Genomic DNA, 21,448 nt, shown 5'->3' with positions numbered 1-21,448 from the left:
TGTGCGCCACAGGGGTGCGATGTTTGCCCTGGCCCATGTGACGGGGCAGGATCGCCGCATGGTCTTCGACGCCCGCTCCGCCAGCGGTAGCCGTTCCCGGCGTGACGCCACCCGACCCGCGGCCGGCCGCCGGCCGCGGACCCCCGTTCCTGACGTCCCCGACGCGTCCGACGCGACCGATGCTCCGGTCGAGGCCGCCGAGCCCGGCGAGGCGCCCGTGACGCTGCGCTTGGACGGGAAGGTCGCGCTGGTCACCGGTGCGGGCAGCCCCGACGGCATCGGGTACGCGACCGCCCGTCGCCTGCGCGACCTGGGCGCCCGGGTGGCGATCGTCTCCACGACGAGGCGCATCCACGACCGGGCCGCCGAGCTGGGCGTCACCGGTTTCGTGGCCGACCTGACCGACGAGGCCGAGGTCGGCGCCCTGGCCGACGCGATCACCGACCAGCTGGGCGACGTCGAGGTCCTGGTAAACAACGCCGGTTTGGCGAGCCGCGCCTCGCCCGAGGTCCTGCGCCCGGTCGCCCAGCTGACGTACGACGAGTGGAAGGCCGAGATCGACCGCAACTTGAGCACCGCGTTCCTGTGCAGCCGCGCCTTCCAGGGCGCGATGGCCGAGCGGGGCTGGGGCCGCATCGTCAACTTGGCCGCGACCGCGGGCCCGGTGAACGCCCTCCCCACCGAGGCGGCGTACGCGGCCGCCAAGGCCGGCGTGGTGGGCTTGACCCGAGCTTTGGCGATGGAACTGGTGGCCGACGGCGTGAACGTGAACTGCGTCGCCCCCGGCACGATCTACACCGCCGCGTCCACGGTGACCGAGATCAAGCAGGGCCTGGGCACCCCCATAGGCCGCCCCGGCACCCCCGACGAGGTAGCCGCCGCGATCGCCTTCCTGTGCTCGCCCGCAGCGTCCTACATAACCGGCCAGATGCTGGTGGTAGACGGCGGCAACAGCGTCCGAGAGGCCGAATTCCGCTGACCCAGGCCGGCGGCGCCCCGCCTCGGCGTGCAGTGGTCCGCGCTCCCTCGGATAGCGGCGAGGCGCGCCGGGTGGCGGTGGCTTCGGGCGAGGCGCGCCGGGTGGCGGTGGCCCCGGGCGAGGCGCGCCGGGTGGCGGTGGGCTGCGGGCGCGCGGTGTCTCGCCTCCGGCCTGGCGGGGCTGGAGCGCGAACGTTCAAGATGTCGGTTGGTCGGCCGGGGGTGCCGGCCGACCGTGCCGATCAGTAGGTGGTGTCCATGCCGTTGTTGACGGCGAAGATGATCGCGACCACGTAGAAGGCGCAGACCAGCACGCCCAGGCCGGTGAAGATGTAGCCGAGCCAGAGGCCGGCCGTGGCCAGGCCCTCGCCCTGCTCGCCGGACTGGCGGATCTGCTTCTTGGCCATGTGACCGAGGATGATCGCGACCGGCGCGAAGATGAACGCGAACACCAGGGCCAGGATCGCCATCGTGTTCGTGCCCGCCACCGGCACGTAGACCGGCTGCGGATAGCCGGGCTGGCCGCCGTAGGGCTGCTGCCCGTAGCCGGGCTGCTGACCGTACTGCTGCCCGTAGGGCTGGTCGCTCGCGGGCGGCTGCCCGTAGGGCTGGCCGCTGGACGGCGGCTGGCCATAAGGCTGGCCGCTGGACGGCGGCTGACCGTAAGGCTGCCCGTAGGGCTGGCCGCTGGACGGCGGCTGTCCGTAGGGCTGGCCGCTCGACGGCTGGTTGGGGTCGCTGGGCTGCCCGTAGGGCTGCTGCGGCTGATATGGATCCGGCGTACCGCCGGACGTCGGATAAGTCATGAGGTCCTCCTCGTTCCCCGGCACCGTACTAGCCGGGACAAACGTGGGGACACGATAGGCGTACTCCGTCCCAGGAAGCGACGCCTATCGGACTCAAATTGCCCGATGTCTGTCAGGAAAGTTTCGTCAGACTGCCCACGGCGCGCTCGACCGCGAGGCACCGGTCCTCCACGTAGTCGATCCCGGCCTCCTCGGCGAGCCGCCGCGCCTGGGCCGACACGATGCCGCTCTGGAGCCACACCGCAGGCGCCTTGATCGCGATCGCCTGCCGCACGATCTCGACCGCGTCGCGGGACGGCCGGAAGATGTCGACCAGGTCGACCGGCTCGCCGATGTCGGCGAGCGTCGGGAACGCCTTGATCCCGAACACCTCGTCGGCGAACGGGTTGACCGGGATGATCCGCCACCCGTGCCGGAGCATCTGCAGCGGAACGGTGTGTGCCGGCTTGAACGAATCCCGCGAGGCCCCCACCACGGCGATGACGTTGGCCTCCGCCAGGATCTGCTGTGCGCTCCTCATGCGATCGACTGTAGTCACGCCGACCGCCCACGACCGCTCCGTAGATCACAGGAGCGCCCCACGAGCGCGCAGCCGCTGGGTGGCGGGCGGGGATCGCGCCGTTCGCGGTCGCAGCAGGGTCGGCTGGTGGGTGGCGGGCGGGGATCACGCCGTTCGCGGTCGCAGCAGGGTCGGCTGGTGGGTGGCGGGCGGGGATCGCGCCGTTCGCAGTCACAGCAGGGTCAACTGGTGGGGCTGGGGCTCGGCGGACGGCTCGGGGCCTACGTCGCGGATCTGGACCGGGTCGGGGCGGTGCAAGCCGTGGCGGCGGGCGGCCATGCGGACCCGGGCGCCGATCTCGGACTGATACGTCTCCGGAAGGTAGGAGCCGTCGCCGTAGAGCTCGCGATAGCGCGGCGCCAGGGCCGGGTGGGTGCGGGTCAGCCAGGACGCATACCACTCCTTGGCGCCGCGGCGCAGGTGCAGCGGGATCGGGGTGACGCTGACGGCGCCGGCGGCCGCGATGGCGGCGACCGTCTGCTCGATGGACTCGTCGCTGTCGGTCAGTCCGGGCAGGATCGGCGCCATCAGCACGCCGACGGGGAAGCCGGCGTCGGTCAGCCGGCGCACCACGTCGAGCCGGCGGCGAGGGCTGGGGGTGCCGGACTCGACCGAGCGCCAGACGGTCTCGTCGACGAAGCCGACCGAGACCGCGAGGCCGACGCGGGTCACCTCGGCCGCCTGCCGGAGCAGCTCGAGGTCGCGCAGGATCAGCGTGCCCTTGGTGAGGATCGAGAACGGGTTGGCGTGATCGCGCAGCGCGGCCAGGATCTCGGGCATCAAGCGGTAGCGGCCCTCGGCGCGCTGGTAGACGTCGACGTTGGTGCCCATGGCGATCGGTGCGCCGGACCAGCGGGGCGCGGCCAGCTCGCGGCGGATGACCTCACCCGCGTTGACCTTGACGACGACCTTGGTGTCGAAGTCGTGGCCGGAGTCGAGGTCGAGATAGGTATGGGTGTGCCGGGCGAAGCAGTTGTGGCTGACCACGCCGTCGGCGATGAAGTCGCTCGTGCCGGTGGAGATGTCGAAGAGCGGGAGCGTGAGCCCGAGATCCTCGATGTCGGCGACCGCGAGCTCCCGGCTCTTGCGCACGCCGACCCCGGACGCGTCGAGCGGCGCGCCGTCGATGCCGGTGAGGTGCCGGAAGCGCAGCGCCGCCCACAGGTCACGGTCGATCTCGACGGTCGCGGGCGCGCCGGGCCGGGCGTCGGCCAAGGCACCGACGCGGTCAGTGACGGAGGCGTGGGCGGTGGCAGAGGCGTCGCCGGTGGCGGAGGCGTGGGCGCTGGTGGAGGCATAGGCGGTGACCGCGGCGCCACGCGTGACGGCGCCGCTGGTGGCGGCGCTGCCGGCGGTGGGGGAGCCGTGGGGGACGGGGGCGCGGCCGGGGACGTGGACGCGGCTGGGGAGTCCGAGCCGGGTGAGCGCGTCGGTGACGCGGTTGAGGAAGAGCTGGTCGCCGCTGGTGAAGGTGATCGCGAGCCGGTCGGCGCGACCGGTCGAGCCGAAGGCGCCGGCCAGGAAGCCTCTGAACCACCCCGGGGTGGGCTGCTCGGGCCAGCGCAGGGCCTCGTGCAGGGGGAGATCCTCCAGGTAGCGGTCGGCGCGGGCCCACGCGTCGCCCTCGCGGGCCGGGCGGCCGCCCGGGACCGAGTTGCTCAGCGAGGCGTCGCCGCGGATCAGGCCGCACAGGTAGCCGGACTGGTAGTCGGGGGTCTCCTTGGGCGGCTCGGCGAAGTGGCCGACCCCGAACATCAGGTCGCCGACGGCCAGCGCGGGCTGGTGTGGCTCAGCCGGGGCGACGTGGCGCCAGCCGCGGTCGGTCAGGAAGCGGTGGTCGCCGCTGGCCACCAGCCGGGTGCCGTCGGCCAGCGTGACGCGGAAGGCCGGCTTTTGCGTCTGCCAGTGGTCGAGGACCGTGGTGGGCACGTAGCGCCGGGTGGCGCCGGCGCCCATCGTGCCCATGATGGCGTCGCCGGGGCGCAGCTCGGCGAGGGGACGGGTGGTGCCGTCGGCCATCAGGATCGGGGTGTCGCCGGCCAAACAGTACGAGCAGGCGTGGGAGCAGCCGCGATAGGGATTGACTGTCCACTCGAAGGGCACCCGTGACTGGCCCGGCACCTTGTTGATCAGGCTCTTTGCCCGCACCTCGTAGAACGTCATGCCGGCGAAGCCGGGGGTGTCGAAGGTGCGGACGGTGGCGCCGGGCAGCGCCAGCGGCAGGGGTGGAGCCGCCGGCGCTGCCCTGTCGAGGAGCGAGTCGCCGTCGTGGGGAGCCGACAGGTTGGACCATCGCATGGGGGAGATTCGAACACATGTTCGATCTCGTTGTCCACTCGGCTGCGGCGTGTCGTCCGGCCCGGAAACCGGGCGCGCCGGAATGGCGAAATGGCCCGCGGACCGAACCGGTCCGCGGGCCAGGCGCTTACGTCGAGGTCAGTGGCTGTGCGCGGCGAGCTGCTTGCGCACGTCGTCCATGTCGAGCTTCTCGACCTGCTCGATCAGGTTCTCCAGGGCCGACTCCGGAAGGGCGCCGGGCTGCGAGAAGACGATGACGCCGTCGCGGACGGCCATGATCGTCGGGATCGAGCGGATGTCGAACTTCGCGGCGATAGCCTGCTCGGCCTCGGTGTCGACCTTGCCGAAAGTGATCTCCGGGTGCTTCTCCGAGGACCGCTCGTACGTCGGCGCGAACCGGACGCACGGGCCGCACCAGCTGGCCCAGAAGTCGACCAGGACGATGCCGTCCTTGTTGGTGACCTCGTCGAAGTTCTCAGCGGTCAGCGCAACCGTCGCCATGATGTCTCCGTCCACGGGAAAATTGGCTTGCGTGCGTTGAAACCCATCGTCACTCCGCCCCATTCCCGCTCCCCGGGGCGGCGACACGTGTCCTGCGGCACGATTTCCGAACGCGGTGTTGGCCTTAGACCACCCATCGTAACGATAAGTAGGGAGAGCGCTCTCATTTCCGCAGCAACTTGTGACGACCGTTTTGCAGCGAGATACCGGTACATGGCCGCCCTGGTCGGGCGGCACCGCTGCTTAGCTGCATAACACCTGGTATCGAAGATAACGGTTAACAAACTTAAATGTGATTTGGCTCACATCTGAAAGTCCTTCACATCGATACGCACGGTAAGGCAGACTTCAACTCATCAGAGCGTGGGCGGCGGGTGCCGGGGAGGGCCCCGCCGCTCATTGCGTCTCCACACCGCTCGGTAGCGTAACCGCCCATGATTGCGGATGAGGGAGAGTCTTCAGTCCGGTCAGGGGCGGCGGGGTGGTTGGACGGGTCCGCCGAGGTCGGCGTGGGTCCCTGGGTCGGAGAATGGCCGACCGATCCCCGGTTCGACCCCGAATTGCTCGCGCAGGGTGACCGCCGCAACGTCGTGGATCGCTATCGGTACTGGCGGCGTGAGGCCGTCGTGGCCGATCTCGACACCCACCGGCACGACTTCCACGTGGCGATCGAGAACTGGCAGCACGATCTCAACATCGGCACCGTGGTGCGCAACGCCAACGCGTTCCTCGCGGCCGAGGTGCACATCGTCGGGCTGCGGAAGTGGAACCGGCGCGGCGCCATGGTCACCGACCGGTATCAGCACGTCCGGCACCACCCGACCATCGACGAGTTCGTGGCCTGGGCCGCCGGGCAGGACCTCCCGGTGATCGGGATCGACAACCTGCCCGGGTCGCGCCCGATGGAGACCGTCACCCTGCCCCGCCGCTGCGTCCTGCTCTTCGGCCAGGAGGGTCCCGGGCTATCCGACACGGCCCGCGCGGCGTGCAGCCAGTTGTTCTCGATCGCGCAGTACGGCTCGACCCGGTCGATCAACGCCGGGGTCGCCAGCGGCATCGCCATGCACGCCTGGATCCGCACCCACGCGGGACCCCCGCCGGAGTGAATCTTTCTGATACGTCCGGGTTCTGCGGATCCGCTTGACGAGGGCTTCCCCGCCCCGCACCGTAGGTGTGTGGGTGTCACGGTGAGTTGCCCCAGGTGCGGTGCGCAGGTCCGGAAGCCGGATCTGATGCACAGCGACTGGCGTTGTGACAACTGTGGCGACGTCCCGCCCTTCCACGTGGCCGAGCACATCAGCGCCGAGATCGTCGACAGCATGATGCGGCAGCGGACCCCGAAATCGGAACGGGTTCCCTTCTGGTGTCCGTGGCCGCTGCCGGCCGGCTGGATGGTGACCGGTGTCGGCTGGGCGGGTGACGACCGATTGGGCGTACGGGCGAGCGCGATCTCCTGCAGCGGCCCGGAGCCCCTCGGCGGCGGACCGGCCGATGTGGTCCTGATCGCCGAGCTTCCCGGCGTCGGGCTGGGCACGCGGTTCGCCGGTATCCCCGGCATAGACCCCGGATATCTGATCACCGAGGCCCTCGCCGACCCCAATGGACACCAGGGGCCGCACGCCAAGATCAAGGCGGCCGGCCACCCCACTCCACTGTGGTGTGTCAAGTCCCCGGAAGATCGAAGTGCCTACGTGAGTGAGGCAAAAGGAATGTGGCTCTATGCGGTAGCGTGGCCGGCAAGCGCGGGTTACTTTCTCGCGGAGCACGTCGTACTGCACGACCTCTCCGAGGGGGTGCCACCCGAGCTCGTGTACGGAGCGCCGTCGCCGTACCTGCACGGCCGGGCCTGATTGCGGGGGCCTGACCTGCGGTTACGGTATCGGCTTTTCGGTCACATTGTTCACACGGAGCGACGAAGCTGATACCGTCAGTACTGCCGGCGCTGACCGTCACCCGCACCTACAGGAGAAGGCCCGCCATGATCAAGAAGGTTCTCACCTGGCTTGGTATCGCGTTCTTGATCTTTTTCATCGCCTTCAACCCGAACTCGGCGGCGGACGTGTTCTCCTCCCTCGGAGGGACGATCGCCGATATTGCCCGGGGCTTCGGCCAGTTCTTCACGAACCTCGTCGCTTAGCATCTCTACATGGGTGGTCCTGCTGAGCCGCACGAGCCTCGAGGCGAGGGTGCTGGGCGCCCTCGGGACGACGACGAGAGCTTCGGGTACGAAGATCCCGCGTTCGACGATCCTGCCTACGGCCGCCGGCATCCCTATTCGGACGGTCCTGGATTCAATCCCGACGCGGGCTACAACCCGGACGCGGGCTACAACCCCGACGCCGGTTACGGCACCGACGCCGGCGAGTACGAACCGCCGATCATCACGCAGGAGGAGCTGGCCGGCCTCGGCGAGGGCGGTGGCGGCGGCCCGAGGCGGGTGCTCCCGCTCGAGGATGAGCCGACCACTCTGGTCGCGCGCTACCTCTTCCCGACCGAGCGCTATCGCGGCGAGTGGAAGAGGCACTGGATCCACCTCTCCACCCCCTTGCTGATCGGCGCCGGCGCGACGCTCGCGCTGGGCTATCTGGCCGGCTTCCTGACCCGCCAGCACATCGACGGCCTGGTGACGGTGGCCGTGCTGATCTGGCTCGGCGTCATCGGCTGGGTCGCGTGGCGGGTCTTCGACTGGTACTTCGACCGCTTCATCCTGACCAACAAGCGGGTGATGGTGGTCAACGGGATCGTCACCCGGCGGGTGGCGATGATGCCCCTCCTCCGGGTGACCGACATGAAGTACGAGCAGTCCGCGCTGGGCCGCATGCTCAGCTATGGCACGTTCGTCCTCGAGTCGGCCGGCCAGGACCAGGCGCTCCGCGAGGTCAAGCACCTGCCCAACCCCAACGAGCTCTACCTGAGGGTCGTCGAGGAGATGTACGAGCCGCAGGCCGTCGAGGCGCGGCTGGGCAAGGACGGCGACGGCGACGACGCCTGAGAATGGTCGGGCGAATTCCCTGGCAGGCATGTGACGAAGGGATCTCGCATCCGCGCGGTCGCTGGTTGTGCGCGGCCGGTAGCGTTTTCGGGTGACCAGAATCGACCTGCACTGCCACTCGACCGCCAGCGACGGCACCCTGACACCCGCGCAACTGGTCATGGCGGGTGTGCGTGCGGGTCTCGACGTCATGGCGATCACCGATCACGACACCACCGGCGGGTGGGCCGAGGCCGCCGCGGCGCGCCCCGAAGGGCTGACTCTGGTGCGCGGCGCCGAGCTGTCCTGCCGGTGGTTCGGCGGCGACGAGTGGCCGATTCCGCTGCATCTGCTCGCCTATCTCTTCGATCCGTCCGAGCCGCGGCTGGCGGCCGACCTGTTCGCCCTGCGCACCGACCGCGAGCAGCGCGCGGAGAAGATCGTGACGAAGCTGCGGGCCGACGGGGTGCCGATCACCTGGGACGAGGTGCGGGGCTACGCGGCGGGCGGGTCGGTCGGACGGCCGCACATCGCCCAGGCGCTGATCCGGGCCGGGCTGGTGGGCACGACCAACGAGGCGTTCGCCTCCCGATGGCTGGGCTCGCGGTATTTCGTACCCAAAGCTGATCTTGATGTTTTTGAAGGTGTGCGTGCGGTGCGTGCGGCGGGTGGTGTGCCGGTTTTCGCGCACCCGCGGGCGACGTCACGCGGGCGAGTGGTTCCCGACCAGCTGATCGTCGATCTCGCCGAGGTGGGCCTGTTCGGACTCGAGGCCGACCACGAAGATCATTCGCCCGCCGAGCGGGCGCACGTGCGGGCTCTGGCCGAAGATCTGGGCCTGGTGGTGACGGGATCTTCCGACTTTCACGGTACGCACAAGACGGTCCAGCTAGGTGCGTTCACGACCGCGCCCGAGGCGTACGAGAAAATCGTCTCCGCCGCGACGGGCGTGCCGGTCCTGGGGTGACCCTCACCGCACCGGCCTGCGTGAACAGGGCGTCAACCCCTACCTTGATCGGGTGAATCTGAAGTTCCTCGGCGAGGTCTACGTGACCCTGTTGGTCATCGTCGACCCGCCCGGCATGGTGCCGGTGTTCCTGGCGCTGACCGGGACGATGCCGTCCAGGGCCCGGATGAAGGCCGGCACGCAGGCGGTGCTGCTCGCCCTCGGGGTCATCGTGGGCTTCGCGGTCGCCGGGCAGACGCTGCTCGACTACCTGCACGTCAAGCTGCCCGCGCTGCAGGGCGCCGGTGGCCTGCTGCTCGTGCTCGTCGCGTTGCAGCTGCTCACGGGCAAGACCGACGAGCCCGCCGAGCAGGGCGGCACCAGCAACGTGGCGCTCGTGCCGATCGGCACCCCGCTGCTCGCCGGGCCCGGCGCGATCGTCGCCACGATGCTGTTCGTCCAGCGTGCCGACGGTCTGAACGACTACACCGTGATCGGCATCGGCATTCTGCTGGTCATGCTCACCGTCTGGGTCGTGCTGCGGTTCTCCGGGGTGATCGTCAAACTGCTCCGGCCGGCCGGCATCGAGGTGCTGACCCGGATCGCCGGCCTGCTGCTGGCGGCCATCGCCGTGCAGTTGATCGCCGACGCCGTGGACGCCTTCGTGGAGCTGTACGCCGCCGCGTACGCCTGAGTTTTTGTCGGGGGGTGCTGGCAGGATTACGGCGTGGCTTTCACCAGATCCGCCCGGTCGGTTCCCGAGCAGCTCGGCTTCGACGGCATGCCCGAGCGGCTGTTCGTCTGCACCCCGAGCAAGCTGGGCACGTTCGTCGACTGCCCCCGGCGGTACAGGTATTCCTACGTCGACCGTCCCACCCCGCCCAAGGGCGCGCCCTGGGCACACAACTCGCTGGGCGCGAGCGTCCACACCGCGCTGAAAAATTGGTATGCGCTGCCCACCGACCGGCGCGCGCCCGGGGCGCTGCCCAGCCTGCTCCGGCCGACCTGGGTGCGCGAGGGCTATCGCGACGTCGACCAGGAACGAGCGACGTATCGAGCCGCCATGGGCTGGCTGGAGACATACGTGGCGGGCCTCGACCCGCTGGAGGAGCCGCTCGGGGTGGAGCGGGTGGTGGCGACCAAGACGTCGGTGCTGGCCTTCAACGGCCGGGCCGACCGCATCGACTCCCGCGACGGTGAGGCGGTGATCGTCGACTACAAGACGGGCCGCTCGGGGCTCGACGCCGATGACGCCCGGGGTTCGCAGGCGCTGGCGCTGTACGCGTGGGCCGCGGAGAAGGTCTTCCGGCGGCCGTGTCACCGGGTCGAGCTGCACCACCTGCCGAGCGGGACGGTCGCGGCCCACGAGCACACCGAGGAGTCGCTGGCCCGGCAGGTGCGGCGCGCGGAAGAGACGGCGCAGGACATCCTGGCGGCCGAGCGGGCGGTCGCGGGCGGGGCCGATCCCGACGCGGAGTTCCCGGTCAATCCGGGGTCGCTGTGCAGTTGGTGCGACTTCCGCAAGGTGTGCCCGGCCGGGCAGGAGGCGCCGGCCCGGGAGCCGTGGGCGGCGGTGGAGCATTTGAGCAGCTGATAGCCGCGCGCTTCGGGCGGTGGGCCGCGTGCCGTGGGCGGTGGGTGAGCCGTTGCCGTGCCGCTGGTCAGGACGGGCTGGAAGCGGCGGCTGCTCGGGCCAGGGCGGCCTCGCGCATGGGGGCCACTCGGAGGCTTCGGGGGATGGTCGACAGGACCGAGGAAAGGAGCAGGCGCAGGCCGCGGGCCGAGAGGTCGGCGGTGCGGTCGGTGGTGGGCCAGCCGAGGCCGCCGTACATGCGGCGGGCCCAGGGCGGGAGCATGGCCATCGCTGTTGCCGCTATGCCGAAGTATGCCCAGCGGGTGGGGCCCAGGGTCAGGCCCAGGCGGAAGGCTCGGCCGCCCCAGTTCTCCGGGACGGGCGGGACGGTCAGGAACATCGCCGTCTCCACGCTGTCCCTGGTCAGGCTCAGGCGGGGCTGCATCTCGTCGTAGTAGGCGGACACCTCGTCGGCGGTCGCGGGGACCGTGGCGGGGTCGAGGCCCATCAGCTCGGCGGCCAGCAGCTGCTCGGTGTAGTAGCCGTCGATCTCCTCGGGGGTCAGGCGCACGCCGGCCCGGGTCGCGGTGGTCAGGAACGACTCGACCTCGGCCACGTGCACCCAGCGCAGCAGCTCCGGCTCGTCCAGGGCGAAACGCTCGCCGGTGCGCGGATCGACCGCGGTCATCCGGGAGTGCAGGCGGCGCACCCGGGACGCGATCTTGTGGACCTCCTCGGTCGTGCCCCAAACGACCGTGCCGACGTAGGCGGAGGTGCGGGTCAGGCGGCCCCACGGGTCGGCGCGATAGCTCGAGTTCTGCGAGACCGCGGCCACCGCGCGGGGGTGCAATGCCTGAAGGTAGAGCGAGCGCAGCCCGCCGAGCAGCAAAATCGGTTCGCGATGCAGTTTCCAGGTGACGGAATCCGGCCCGAACAGCCCCAAGTCCCCACTCATGCGAACAAGGTTGCCACGGAAAGCCGCGAAACTTGAACCTGTTCAGAAATGGCGACCCGCGCGGGTCTCAGCCGAGCCTCAGACTGCCTCGTCCGCCTGGCGCCGGGCCTGGCAATCGGGACACAAACCCCAGAAGGTGACCTCGGCCTCGTCGACCTCGAAACCCCGCGCCTCGTTCGGCGTCAGGCAGGGACGCTCGCCGACCGCGCAGTCGACGTCGGCGATCGCGCCGCAGCCCCGGCAGACGATGTGGTGGTGGTTGTCGCCCACGCGCGCCTCGAAACGGGCCGGGCTGCCGGCCGGCTCGATGCGCCGGGCCAGGCCGGCCCGGGACAGCGCGCCCAGCACGTCGTACACGGCCTGGGTGGAAACCGAGTCGAGGCGGGTGCGGGCGCGGCCCGCGATGTCTTCCACCTCGAGGTGTCCACCCTCGGCGAGGACCTCCAGCACGGCGAGGCGCGGCCTGGTGACGCGGAGGCCGTGCGTGCGTAGAAGATCTTCATTGCTGGACACTCGTCCATGACAACACGCATTTCGGCAAACCCCAACTCGTGACCTTGCGAGCTGCCCCGTTCTGGTGGGATATCACGGGATCGGTCTGCCGGTGAACCGGAGCGGCCGGAACGGCGTAAGCGCACACAGCGGATGTATTACATGATCGAGGAGGCGTCTTGTTCGACCAGATCAACGGCCTGCCCGTGCACGCGCTCGTGCTGCACGCGGCGGTCGTCTTCGTTCCGCTCCTGGCCCTCGGCGCCATCGTGTACGCGCTCGTGGCCCCGTGGCGCTCGAAGATCGGCTGGGCCGTCCTGCTGCTCGGGATAGTCGCGCCGATCACCACCTTCGTCGCCAAGGAGTCCGGCGAGAAGCTCTACGACCGGCTGATCGGTCAGGGCCTCAAGGGCAAAGGCAAGGAGATTCTCGACGACCACATGCACTTCGGCACGATGACCTTCTGGTTCTCGCTGGCGCTGGGCGTGGTCAGCATCGTGGCGGTCATCCTCACCCGCCGCGGCTCGGGCTCGGTCAACAAGATCGTCGAGTGGGTCCTGTCGGCGGCCATGGTGGTGCTGGCCGTGATCACGGGCTACTACGTCTTCCGCACCGGCGACTCGGGCGCCACCGCGGTGTGGGGTTCTTACTGATACGCCTCGCGCCGGCCGCGCCGACCGGGGCGCGGCCGGTCAGAAGATGGCCCGGGCGCAGAGCAGGCAGACGAGGATCACCGCGACGGCGCCGGCCACGAGACCCACACCGTAGGTGACCGTGCGGGCCGAGCCCTCGGCGTCGTCGAGGGCGTCCATGTCCTGGGCGGGCAGGGCGCGTGGGGACGGGGGCTGGGCGATCGTGGGCGGGCGCCAATCCGGCGGGGGCGGGGCCGCTCGGGGCGGGCCCTGGTAGCCGGGACCCTGGGCGGGCGGGGGCGCCGGCGCGGGCGGCGGACCGGGCGGGGTGGACGCGGGGTCGGGGCGCTGCCAGTACGCGTCGTCCGGGACGCCGGTGGGGGAGCTCACGTTCACCGACGGTACAGCCGAAGGGGGAAGACGGTCGCAGCGGCGCGGCCTACCCTCGTAGCCGTGGACATCCTGGATGAGCCTGAGCGCGACAACGACGCCGAGCGCGAGGTCGACTTCGAGTCGGAAGAGGCGGCCCTGCTGCCCGACCAGACCCGCGACGACACCGAGCGGGGTTGGGGCGAGCGCGACGACAACAACGACGAGCGGCTCTGGGAGGACCGCCCGCCGCACTGGGGCTGAGCCGCGCGGCACGACCGGCCGGGCGCCGGGACGGGGCGCGCGGGCACGCGGTGGTGTCAGTCGGGGCGGATCAGGATCGCGAAACCGTGGCCGGGGGTGGCCACGGCGCGCTGGGCCTCGGCGGGGGTCAGGGCCAGCAGCAAGCCGCCGGCGGTGGGATCGCCGGCGCCGGTGACTCGTAGGACCAGGGCGGCGGCCGCGATGGCGGTGGGGCCGCCCTCGTCGTTCAGGCGGAGCAGGTCGACGCGGGCGCCCGGGCGGACCAGGCCCAGGGCCGTGGGATCGGCCAGGCGGATGGGAACGCCGAGGCTGCCGGAAGGAATCGGCGCCGGAACGGCGGGTGCCATGCCATTGGCGGCGGGCGCTGGAGGATTGCCGGTGGGGGTCGTGGCGGTGCCGGCTGGGGGCGTGCGGTTGCCGGCGGAGGGTGGCGCCGCGGCCGTGGGGGAACCCTGCGAAGGATCGGCCGCGGCGCCCTCCCCGCTGGTGCAGGACCGGCGGGGTGACCACGACGCAAGGGCGGCGGCTGCCAGCAGCACCGCGACCGCTACGAGGCGCAGCAGCGTGCCGAGGGACGGCCGGCGACGCACGGGGTCGAGGCGTTCCCGGCGGTCCGATGGCCCGTATCGCGACCTTGCCGGTCTGCCCATCGCCCTTTCCTCCCGTCCGCCGATGCGTCGTGGTCGGGGCAGACGTTAGGGCGGATCGGAGATCGTTCGCTCCGGGCCTGTGGACAGGGGCGAACTGTGGATAACCCACGGCGGTGGCGATGATTGTGCTAAGCGCAAAGCAGCGCGCCAGGCCGAGGGCCTGGCGCGCTGTCGTGTCTTGGCGTGGGTCAGGACGCGGCGGCGGCCTTCGCGCTCCCGGACGTGCCCGACGACGACGACGAGGAAGAAGACGACGTCGACGAGGTCGAGGACGACGACGAACCCGAGGACGACGAATCCGAGGACGAGGTCGAAGAAGACGACGAGGTCGACGCGTCCGACGACTTCTTCTCGGAGCCGTTGGACGCCTCGGCGCTCACCGCGCCCGAGCGGGAGTCGTTGCGGTAGAAGCCCGAGCCCTTGAAGACGATGCCGACCGAGTTGAAGACCTTGCGGAGCTTGCCGTGGCAGTTCGGGCACTCGGTGAGCGCCGCGTCGGAGAACGACTGAACCGCCTCGAGCTGGTGACCGCACTCGGTGCAGGCGTACTGGTAGGTAGGCACGTGCTCCTCCGGATCTGTCGGCTGCTGGCACTCGCCAACTCCGAGTGCCAATGTTGCGCCATCGGAGGTCATTTCGTCCACTCGGCTGCGCGGTTGAGAGTCAAGCCACCACGAGGTGTGATCACCCCGTGCACCGCCCGGTCGTGCGGCTCGGCCGGGACCGAGTCGAGCAACTCGCCGTCGTGCAGCAGCGCGATCACCCACGGCGGCGGCGCGAGGGGCAGCCGGGCCAGCGCCCGATCGTAGGACCCGCCGCCGCGGCCCATCCGGATTCCCGACCGGGAGACGGCCAGCGCCGGGACCAGAACCAGGCCGGCGGACGCGACGGCATCCACTCCGAGCCGTGGTCCGGGCGGTTCGAGCAGGCCCAGCGGCCCCGGCGACAGCGAGCCGGCGAAGACGGCCCAGTCGAGGTCGCGGGAGGGCAGCAGGACCGGCAGCAGGACCCGTGCGTGGGCGGCCAGCACAGAGGGCAGGTTGGCGCCTCCGGGTTCGGCGCCGATCGGGACATACGCCGCAATCGTGGGCGGGTGCTCACGCCGTACGAGATCAAGAATTTGACCTTGAAGTTGCGACGCCGCGAGGGACTGGTCGCGGGGAGTGAGCGCCCGTCGTGCTGTAATCAGGTGACTGCGCAGCGCGATCTTGGCTGCTCGTGATCCTTCTTCGTCACCGGTTAAATCGGACATGCAACACCCCCTTTCAAAAAGCGGCAAACGGTGCACACTATGTCAGCATCGCTCCAAAGAGGGCCACTCCCGGGAGGATGCGTGACGCTACGTGGCCGGCTGACCGCCGCGTTCCTGGTGGTCGTTCTCGGTCCGGTCTTGCTCGGGTCCATCTTCGTCGCCCTGACCGTGGCCACCGTGAGCCGCGAGCGGGCGGCCGAGCGACTCGATCATGCCGCGACCACCGTGCGTACCGGAATCTCCGCCATCTGCCGACAGCTTCAGGCCGCGGCGGACGCGGTCGCGGTCGTGTCCGCCGATGATCGATCGGCGGTGGCGCGTCAGCTGGTCGCGCGCGGTCTGGCCAGCGATATCCAGATATTTCCGAGCGGGTCCGGCGAGGAGTCCAAACCGTCCCGAACGGGTGACTGCGCCGCGCCGGCCGGCACCGACACTTCCGCGATCGTCGCCACCGCCACCGTCGCGGCCCAGCAGATCACCGCGGCTCAGGCCGTCGACGACGCCTTCCTCGCCCGCCTCGCCGCCGCTAGCGGCGCACGCATCACCCTCGGCGGCAATCCCGGCGCCGGCGGGCGCGAGCTGAGCGCGGGGCCGGGCCAGCCGCTACCGCTCACGCTCACCGTTTCCCGGAGCAAACCCCTTTTCCTGTACGGCGTGCTGCTCGCCGTCGTCATCGCCGCCGGATTCGCCTCGGTGCTGGTGGCGCGCTGGCTGGCGCACACCACCACCCGGCCGCTCGGCGATCTCGCGTGGGCCGCCGACCAGGTGGCGGGCGGCGACCTGGACACCCGGGTGCCGATCGTGCGGCCCGACGAGCTGGGACGGCTGGCCGCCACGTTCAACCGGATGACCCGCGAGCTCAAGGCCTACGTGCAGGCGCTCACCGCCAGCCGCGACCAGCTCCGCGGCCACCTCGCGATCCTCGGCGAGACCCTGTCCAGCACCCACGACGTCGACCGGATCCTGCAGGTGATCCTGCGCACCGCGCTCGCCGCGACCGGCGCCCGATCGGGGCTCGTGCTGCTGCTCGACCCGGCCGGCGGCCAGCTGGTGGCGCGCTGCGCGATCGGGCTGACCGGCGCCTGGGACCTGCCCGACGACAAGCTGGCGACGATGCGGCTGCCGGTCGGCTCGGGCGTGCTCGGCGCGGTCGCGGCGGCCGGCGAGCCCCGGCGGGGGCACGGCGAGCTCGCCTCCACCGAACCGCCGTGCCGAACCTATGTGGCAGTGCCGATCCGGGCTCCCGTGGTCGACGATCCGCTGCTGCCCAGCGAGCCGACGCCCGCCACGCTCGGAGTGCTCGCCCTCTACGACCGGGTCGGCGGGGACGACTTCGACGACGCCGACCTGCGCACCCTGCGCACCTTCGCCGGCCAGGCCGGGGTTGCCGTGCACAACGTGCGGGTACACGAGGAGGCGCAGCGGCTCTCGCTCACCGACCCGCTCACCGGACTCTGGAATTACCGTTACCTGCGGGAATCGTTGCGCCGGGAGGTGGAGCGGGCCAGCCGGTTCGGCCGGATGCTGGCGGTGCTGGTGCTCGACCTCGACCACTTCAAGGAGGTCAACGACACGTACGGCCACGCGGCCGGTGACGCGGTGCTGGGCGAGTTCGCCCGCCGCATCCGGATCGGGCTGCGCGAGGTGGACGTGGCGTTCCGCCAGGGCGGGGAGGAGTTCGTGGTGCTGCTGCCGGAGACCGACGCGTACGGCGGGGCGATCGTGGCCGAGCGTCTGGGCGCCGTGGTGCGCGACCGGCCGGTGCCGATCGAGGGGCGCGGCGCGATCCCGGTCACGGTCTCGATCGGGGTGGCGGTCTTCCCCGAGCACGGCGCCGACGCGCAGCGGGTGCTCCAGGCGGCCGACGACGCGCTGTACGCGGCGAAGAGCGCCGGGCGCGACACCTACCGGCTCGCCGACCCTTCGGTGGGCGTGCCGACCGGTGGGCCGCAACCGCCGCGCCAGGCACACGGCCGATAGTCTCACGGCATACCAGGGCATGATCTGAGCGAAGGTGCGGTGACCTCGATGACCCCGAACGCGCATGCGACCGGCCGCAGGGCGGTCAAGGCCGTCATTCCCGCGGCCGGTCTGGCCACCCGGTTCCTGCCGGCGACGAAGGCGGTGCCCAAGGAGCTGCTGCCGGTCGTGGACCGGCCCGTCCTGCAGTACATCGTGGAGGAGGCGGCGGCCGCCGGCATCACCGACGTGCTGCTCGTGACCGGCCGCGGCAAGACCTCCATGGTGGACCACTTCGACCGCCGCCCCGACGTCGAGCAGCGCCTCGAGGAGAAGGGCGACCTCGAGCGGCTCGCGGCCGTGCGCCGCACCAGCGAGCTCGCCGATATCTACACCTGCCGCCAGGGCGAGCCGCTCGGCCTCGGCCACGCGGTCGGCACCGCCGCCTCGCACGTCGGCGACAACCCGTTCGCGGTGCTGCTCGGCGACGAGTTCGTCGAGGAGGACAAGCCGCTGCTGCCCGCGATGCTCGACCTGCAGGCGCGCACCGGCGGCATCGTGCTCGCGTTCATGGAGGTCAAACCGGAGGAGACCTCGCGGTACGGCATCGCGTCCGTCGCCCCGTCCGATCTTGGCGACGACGTCGTCCAGGTGACCGGCCTGGTCGAGAAGCCCTCGCCCGACGAGGCGCCTTCGAATCTGGCAGTTCTCGGCCGCTATGTGCTGCCCGGGAGCGTCTTCGAGGCGATCGCCAACACCAAGCCCGGCAGCGGCGGCGAGATCCAGCTGACCGACGCGATGTACCAGCTCCTGCAGGACGGCGTTCCGGTGCACGGCATCGTCTACCGCGGTCACCGCTACGACACCGGCATGCCGCTGGGATACCTTCAAGCCGTGGTGATGCTGGCCAGCAAGCGCGCCGACCTCGGCGCGGAGTTCCGCACGTGGCTCGCCGACTTCGTCGCCGGCGGTGCGAAGGGATGACCGCGACGGCCGATGCCGAGGCGGCCGCCAACGAGCTGATGCCTCTCGCCGAATACCTGGGCAGCGTGCTGCGCAGGTTGCGGGCGCTGCCTCCGCTCGACCTCGACCTCACCCAGGCGCACGGCAACGTCCTCGCCGGGGACGTGCTCGCGCCGCACCCCTACCCCGCCTTCGACCAGGCCGCGATCGACGGGTACGCGGCCCGGTGGGAGGACCTCGCGTCGGCCGGCCGGGTCGGCTCGCACCCGTCCTTCGGCAAGTTCGAGGGCGGGCCGCGACCGGTCCGGCTCAACGTGGTCGGCGACCTCGGCGCGGCCAGCTGGCGTCCCGTGCGGCTCACTCCCGGCACCTGCTTCTCGGTGGCGGCCGGGGCGCCGCTGCCGATCGGCGCCGACGTCGTCGTGCCCGTGCACTGGACCGATCAGGGCATGGCCGCCGTCGAGATCCTGCACGCTCCCAAACGAGGGTCCGGCGTCCGGCGTACGGGCGAGGAGCTGGCCGCCGGTCAGGTCCTCGCCTCGGCCGGCGCCTACGTCACCCCCGCCATGGTGGCCACCTTCGCCGCCTCCGGCATCGGGCACGTGATCGTGCGACCCAGCCCTCGCGTCGTGGTCGTGGCCACCGGCGACGAGCTCGTCGACGTCGGCCGGCCGAGCCAGCCCGGGCAGGTCGTCGACGCCAACTCGCACGCGCTCACCGCCGCCGCGGTCGAAGCCGGCGCGCTCGCGTACCGGATCGGCATCTGCGACGACGACCCGGAGGGCCTGCGCGGCCTGCTCGAGGACCAGACCCTGCGGGCCGACCTGATCATCACGACCGGGGGCACCGGAACCGGCCCCGGCGACATGCTCCGCCGCGTCCTCTCCCGCCGCGACCCCGGCCGCGGCGCCGTCGAGTTCACCGACGTGGCCCTCTGCCCCGGCGCGACCCTCGGCTTCGGCACCGTCGGTGGCGAGGAGGTGCCGGTCGTCTGCCTGCCCGGCGAGCCCGGCGCCGCCCTCATCGGCTTCGAGGTCCTCGCCCGCCCGGTCATCCAGCTCCTCGCCGGCGCCGAGCCGGTGTTCCGCCGCAGCGTCAAGGCCCACCTGCTGGAGACCGTCTCCTCGCCCGGCGGCCTGCGCGAGTTTCGCCCCGCCCACGTGGCCGAGCGGCGCGGTGGCGGCTACACGGTGCAGCCCCTCGCCGGTGGGCCGTACACTCTCTCCGGCCTTGCCGAGGCCAACGGTCTGCTGGTCCTCGGTGAGCGGGTCACCACGGCGGCCGCCGGCTCGACCGTGGACGTGTTGCTCCTCGACCGGAGGCGATGATGCTCGGATCCACGCCCGGATGGCCTGCCGTCCTGGCTGATGGGCCCGTGCTGCTGCGCCCCTACAAGAGAAGCGACGCGCGGGCCTGGTCCGAGGTGCGCATCGCCAACAAGGCCTGGCTCGCGCCCTGGGAGTCGTCGCCGCCCGGCCCGTGGGCCGAGATGAATTCCACCCGCGCGTACGGGTACGTCTACCAGGACATGAAAAGGGCGGCCCGGCGCGGCGACAGCATGCCGTTCGCGGTCTGCTTCGAGGACCGGCTCGTCGGGCACATCAACCTGGGCAACATTGTGCGGCGGGCGTTCAGCTCGGCGTACGCGGGCTACTGGGTCGACGCCCGGGTCGCCGGCCGCGGCGTCATCCCGACCGCGCTCGCGCTCGCCGTCGACCACGCCTTCGGCCCCGGCGGCCTACACCGCATCGAGGTCAACATCCGCCCCGAGAACCGCCCCTCCCGGCGGGTGGTGGAGAAGCTCGGCTTCCGCGAAGAGGCCTACCACCAGCGCTACATGCACATCGACGGCGCCTGGCGTGACCACCTTGGATACGCCCTGACCAGCGAGGAGGTGGCCGCCGAGGGCGGTCTCCTGGCGCGCTGGCGACGCGTACGTGCTTGAACCTTCGATCTTCGCAGCGTGACGCGCCCGGCGCGGCGCGCGCATTTCCGCAGCTCGCGCCCGTAGCCTCGGGGAGATTGGGTCTTGCGGTCCGCAGCTATTACCGCTAAAGCGGGCCGCCCGTAGCTGACGGGAGGGGTGAGGGTGCCGACCTCGGTGCTCCTCGCCGTCCTCGCCGCGGCCGGACTGCTCGCCCTCGCTCCGGCGCTCGTGCGCCGGTACGACGCCACCGAGCGCCTGGCCGCGGAGCGGGCGTCGTCGACGGCGCGGGTGCTGCAGCGCCGCCGCCGTCGCCGCACCGTGCCCGGGCGCCGACCGATCAACCCCGCGCGGGCGGTGACGGTTACGGTCCTGGTTCCGACATCGGCGCCGCCGGCCGCCCCGCAGCGCCGCCTGCGGTTGGTGACGGGCAAGCGGCCGGCGCGCCACATCCCCGCCCGGCGGCACACGCCGGCGGTGGTCCGGCGCCGCCGTGTCTTCGCGGCACTGCTGCTGCTCAACGTGATCGAGCTGGTCGGCGTGCTGGCGGTCGGACCGGGGTTCTGGATCGGGTTCGCGGTGACCGGCTCGCTGCTGGCGCTCTACCTGGTGCACCTGCGGAACCGGGCGCTGGCGGACCGGCGCCGGCGGCGGATCGAGGCGCGGGAGGCGGCGTGGCTGGCGGCGCGGCAGGCCGAGGTGCGGCGCGAGCAGGCGCGGCGGGCGGCGGCGCGGCGGGAGGCCCAGAGGCGGCTGGCGGCACAGCGGGAAGCGGTGCGGCGGGCGGCGATGGGGCTCGACCGGGATCCGTCGGAGCTGCCGGCGGCGTCGGTTTCGTACCGGCGGGCTGGTGGTTTGCGGGGCCGGGCGTACGAAGCTGGGGGAGGGGGCCGGTTCGCGGGCTGACGGGCTGACCTGTTAGCCTTGCTGCGGTTCGACGGACGAAAGTTCGTCGAGGGGCTGTGGCGCAGACTGGTAGCGCACCTCGTTCGCATCGAGGGGGTCAGGGGTTCAAATCCCCTCAGCTCCACAAGTGTTTGGGTGGCCCTTGCTCACGTTGAAGCGTGAGCAGGGGCCACTTGTCATTTCTGCTCCGGGGGCCGAGCCCCCGGAAACCCCGCGGTGCGGTGTCGGGTCCGGGCTGAACCTCGGGTTTGCGCGCGGTACGCAAAGTTATACGAATATTGAGCGACCCTGTGATGCGTTCGAATAACTGCGCATAACTGTGCCGCACCGAACCGACGCCGAGACAAACTCCGGCCGGTTGTGTGCGGATCCGTGGCTTTGAGTCACTCCAACAGGAGCAGACGGTGTTGCAGTACGTGGATGCTCATGGGAAACGGCGCTGGACAACGT

Annotated in this window: 25 protein-coding genes and 1 tRNA gene; 16 read left to right on the top strand and 10 right to left on the bottom strand. The window is 71.1% G+C overall.

What is annotated here, in order from left to right; all coding sequences use genetic code 11:
• The first annotated feature begins 58 nt into the window (after nucleotides 1-58).
• Nucleotides 59-979: an SDR family NAD(P)-dependent oxidoreductase gene (locus ACQPZX_RS46410; RefSeq protein WP_433370910.1), complete on the top strand. Its 921-nt coding sequence runs from the start codon at nucleotides 59-61 to the stop codon at nucleotides 977-979.
• 241 nt (nucleotides 980-1,220) lie between these two features.
• On the opposite strand, the gene ACQPZX_RS46405 is transcribed toward ACQPZX_RS46410, so the two are convergent.
• The 4 genes from ACQPZX_RS46405 to trxA form a co-directional block, all read right to left on the bottom strand.
• Entirely contained in the window at nucleotides 1,221-1,784 is a 564-nt protein-coding gene (locus ACQPZX_RS46405) for a DUF4190 domain-containing protein (RefSeq protein ID WP_433370906.1), read from the bottom strand.
• A 112-nt stretch (nucleotides 1,785-1,896) separates the two neighbouring features.
• A complete protein-coding gene (locus tag ACQPZX_RS46400) occupies nucleotides 1,897-2,304 on the bottom strand; it encodes a CoA-binding protein (RefSeq protein WP_433370903.1) in 408 nt (135 codons plus the stop codon).
• Nucleotides 2,305-2,514: 210 nt separating this feature from the next.
• Nucleotides 2,515-4,641, bottom strand: coding sequence for an intein-containing Rv2578c family radical SAM protein (locus tag ACQPZX_RS46395; RefSeq protein ID WP_433370900.1), 2,127 nt, complete (start codon nucleotides 4,639-4,641; stop codon nucleotides 2,515-2,517).
• A 138-nt stretch (nucleotides 4,642-4,779) separates the two neighbouring features.
• Nucleotides 4,780-5,142, bottom strand: a complete 363-nt coding sequence (trxA, locus tag ACQPZX_RS46390; protein WP_433370897.1) for a thioredoxin — start codon at nucleotides 5,140-5,142, stop codon at nucleotides 4,780-4,782.
• Nucleotides 5,143-5,576: 434 nt separating this feature from the next.
• On the opposite strand from trxA, the gene ACQPZX_RS46385 reads away from it, so the two are divergent.
• The 7 genes from ACQPZX_RS46385 (at nucleotide 5,577) to ACQPZX_RS46355 (ending at nucleotide 10,653) form a co-directional block, all read left to right on the top strand.
• On the top strand, nucleotides 5,577-6,248 hold the full coding sequence (locus tag ACQPZX_RS46385; protein ID WP_433370894.1) for a TrmH family RNA methyltransferase: 672 nt from the start codon (nucleotides 5,577-5,579) through the stop codon (nucleotides 6,246-6,248).
• 126 nt (nucleotides 6,249-6,374) lie between these two features.
• Nucleotides 6,375-6,992, top strand: coding sequence for a DUF6758 family protein (locus tag ACQPZX_RS46380; RefSeq protein WP_433370891.1), 618 nt, complete (start codon nucleotides 6,375-6,377; stop codon nucleotides 6,990-6,992).
• 128 nt (nucleotides 6,993-7,120) lie between these two features.
• Nucleotides 7,121-7,279, top strand: coding sequence for a hypothetical protein (locus ACQPZX_RS46375; protein ID WP_203725175.1), 159 nt, complete (start codon nucleotides 7,121-7,123; stop codon nucleotides 7,277-7,279).
• A 9-nt stretch (nucleotides 7,280-7,288) separates the two neighbouring features.
• Entirely contained in the window at nucleotides 7,289-8,134 is an 846-nt protein-coding gene (locus ACQPZX_RS46370; protein WP_433370888.1) for a PH domain-containing protein, read from the top strand.
• A 91-nt stretch (nucleotides 8,135-8,225) separates the two neighbouring features.
• Nucleotides 8,226-9,080, top strand: coding sequence for a PHP domain-containing protein (locus tag ACQPZX_RS46365; RefSeq protein WP_433370886.1), 855 nt, complete (start codon nucleotides 8,226-8,228; stop codon nucleotides 9,078-9,080).
• Between the two features lie 52 nt (nucleotides 9,081-9,132).
• Nucleotides 9,133-9,753, top strand: a complete 621-nt coding sequence (locus tag ACQPZX_RS46360) for a MarC family protein (protein WP_433370884.1) — start codon at nucleotides 9,133-9,135, stop codon at nucleotides 9,751-9,753.
• An 87-nt stretch (nucleotides 9,754-9,840) separates the two neighbouring features.
• The gene (locus tag ACQPZX_RS46355) at nucleotides 9,841-10,653 is read left to right on the top strand and encodes a RecB family exonuclease (protein WP_433385905.1); all 813 of its coding nucleotides are present in this window, start codon (nucleotides 9,841-9,843) and stop codon (nucleotides 10,651-10,653) included.
• Between the two features lie 67 nt (nucleotides 10,654-10,720).
• Here ACQPZX_RS46355 and ACQPZX_RS46350 read toward each other — a convergent pair whose 3' ends face one another.
• On the bottom strand, nucleotides 10,721-11,587 hold the full coding sequence (locus tag ACQPZX_RS46350) for an oxygenase MpaB family protein (protein ID WP_433370881.1): 867 nt from the start codon (nucleotides 11,585-11,587) through the stop codon (nucleotides 10,721-10,723).
• A 78-nt stretch (nucleotides 11,588-11,665) separates the two neighbouring features.
• Entirely contained in the window at nucleotides 11,666-12,100 is a 435-nt protein-coding gene (locus tag ACQPZX_RS46345) for a Fur family transcriptional regulator (protein ID WP_433370878.1), read from the bottom strand.
• Between the two features lie 158 nt (nucleotides 12,101-12,258).
• On the opposite strand from ACQPZX_RS46345, the gene ACQPZX_RS46340 reads away from it, so the two are divergent.
• Nucleotides 12,259-12,732: a DUF2231 domain-containing protein gene (locus ACQPZX_RS46340; RefSeq protein WP_433370875.1), complete on the top strand. Its 474-nt coding sequence runs from the start codon at nucleotides 12,259-12,261 to the stop codon at nucleotides 12,730-12,732.
• Nucleotides 12,733-12,771: 39 nt separating this feature from the next.
• Here ACQPZX_RS46340 and ACQPZX_RS46335 read toward each other — a convergent pair whose 3' ends face one another.
• Nucleotides 12,772-13,101, bottom strand: a complete 330-nt coding sequence (locus ACQPZX_RS46335; protein WP_433370872.1) for a translation initiation factor 2 — start codon at nucleotides 13,099-13,101, stop codon at nucleotides 12,772-12,774.
• A 63-nt stretch (nucleotides 13,102-13,164) separates the two neighbouring features.
• On the opposite strand from ACQPZX_RS46335, the gene ACQPZX_RS46330 reads away from it, so the two are divergent.
• Entirely contained in the window at nucleotides 13,165-13,344 is a 180-nt protein-coding gene (locus ACQPZX_RS46330; RefSeq protein WP_433370870.1) for a hypothetical protein, read from the top strand.
• Between the two features lie 56 nt (nucleotides 13,345-13,400).
• Here ACQPZX_RS46330 and ACQPZX_RS46325 read toward each other — a convergent pair whose 3' ends face one another.
• The 3 genes from ACQPZX_RS46325 to ACQPZX_RS46315 all read right to left on the bottom strand — a co-directional run bounded on the left by ACQPZX_RS46325 (nucleotide 13,401) and on the right by ACQPZX_RS46315 (nucleotide 15,246).
• Entirely contained in the window at nucleotides 13,401-13,934 is a 534-nt protein-coding gene (locus ACQPZX_RS46325) for a hypothetical protein (RefSeq protein WP_433370868.1), read from the bottom strand.
• Nucleotides 13,935-14,182: 248 nt separating this feature from the next.
• Nucleotides 14,183-14,557 carry an FmdB family zinc ribbon protein gene (locus ACQPZX_RS46320; RefSeq protein ID WP_433370865.1) on the bottom strand — a complete coding sequence of 125 codons (375 nt, stop codon included), beginning with the start codon at nucleotides 14,555-14,557 and terminating at the stop codon, nucleotides 14,183-14,185.
• Nucleotides 14,558-14,625: 68 nt separating this feature from the next.
• The gene (locus ACQPZX_RS46315; protein ID WP_433370863.1) at nucleotides 14,626-15,246 is read right to left on the bottom strand and encodes a 5-formyltetrahydrofolate cyclo-ligase; all 621 of its coding nucleotides are present in this window, start codon (nucleotides 15,244-15,246) and stop codon (nucleotides 14,626-14,628) included.
• 81 nt (nucleotides 15,247-15,327) lie between these two features.
• Between ACQPZX_RS46315 and ACQPZX_RS46310 the strand changes: the two genes are divergently transcribed.
• The 6 genes from ACQPZX_RS46310 (at nucleotide 15,328) to ACQPZX_RS46285 (ending at nucleotide 21,122) form a co-directional block, all read left to right on the top strand.
• On the top strand, nucleotides 15,328-17,226 hold the full coding sequence (locus tag ACQPZX_RS46310; RefSeq protein WP_433370860.1) for a diguanylate cyclase: 1,899 nt from the start codon (nucleotides 15,328-15,330) through the stop codon (nucleotides 17,224-17,226).
• A 48-nt stretch (nucleotides 17,227-17,274) separates the two neighbouring features.
• Nucleotides 17,275-18,189 carry a UTP--glucose-1-phosphate uridylyltransferase gene (locus ACQPZX_RS46305; protein WP_433370857.1) on the top strand — a complete coding sequence of 305 codons (915 nt, stop codon included), beginning with the start codon at nucleotides 17,275-17,277 and terminating at the stop codon, nucleotides 18,187-18,189.
• Nucleotides 18,186-19,496: a molybdopterin molybdotransferase MoeA gene (locus ACQPZX_RS46300; RefSeq protein ID WP_433370854.1), complete on the top strand. Its 1,311-nt coding sequence runs from the start codon at nucleotides 18,186-18,188 to the stop codon at nucleotides 19,494-19,496. Before ACQPZX_RS46305 ends, ACQPZX_RS46300 begins: the two co-directional genes overlap by 4 nt.
• The gene (locus ACQPZX_RS46295; RefSeq protein WP_433370851.1) at nucleotides 19,493-20,113 is read left to right on the top strand and encodes a GNAT family N-acetyltransferase; all 621 of its coding nucleotides are present in this window, start codon (nucleotides 19,493-19,495) and stop codon (nucleotides 20,111-20,113) included. The genes ACQPZX_RS46300 and ACQPZX_RS46295 overlap by 4 nt, the downstream gene beginning before the upstream one ends.
• Before the next feature lie 144 nt (nucleotides 20,114-20,257).
• Nucleotides 20,258-20,998 carry a divisome protein SepX/GlpR gene (gene sepX / locus ACQPZX_RS46290; RefSeq protein ID WP_433370848.1) on the top strand — a complete coding sequence of 247 codons (741 nt, stop codon included), beginning with the start codon at nucleotides 20,258-20,260 and terminating at the stop codon, nucleotides 20,996-20,998.
• A gap of 50 nt (nucleotides 20,999-21,048) precedes the next feature.
• Nucleotides 21,049-21,122: transfer RNA gene (locus ACQPZX_RS46285), tRNA-Ala, on the top strand.
• Nucleotides 21,123-21,448: the final 326 nt, after the last annotated feature.

The sequence above is a fragment of the Actinoplanes sp. CA-142083 genome (assembly GCF_050942195.1).
In the GTDB taxonomy this organism is placed as follows: domain Bacteria; phylum Actinomycetota; class Actinomycetes; order Mycobacteriales; family Micromonosporaceae; genus Actinoplanes.
The sequence above is the reverse complement of the archived record's forward strand: the minus strand, read 5'-3'. Positions and strand labels throughout refer to the sequence as shown.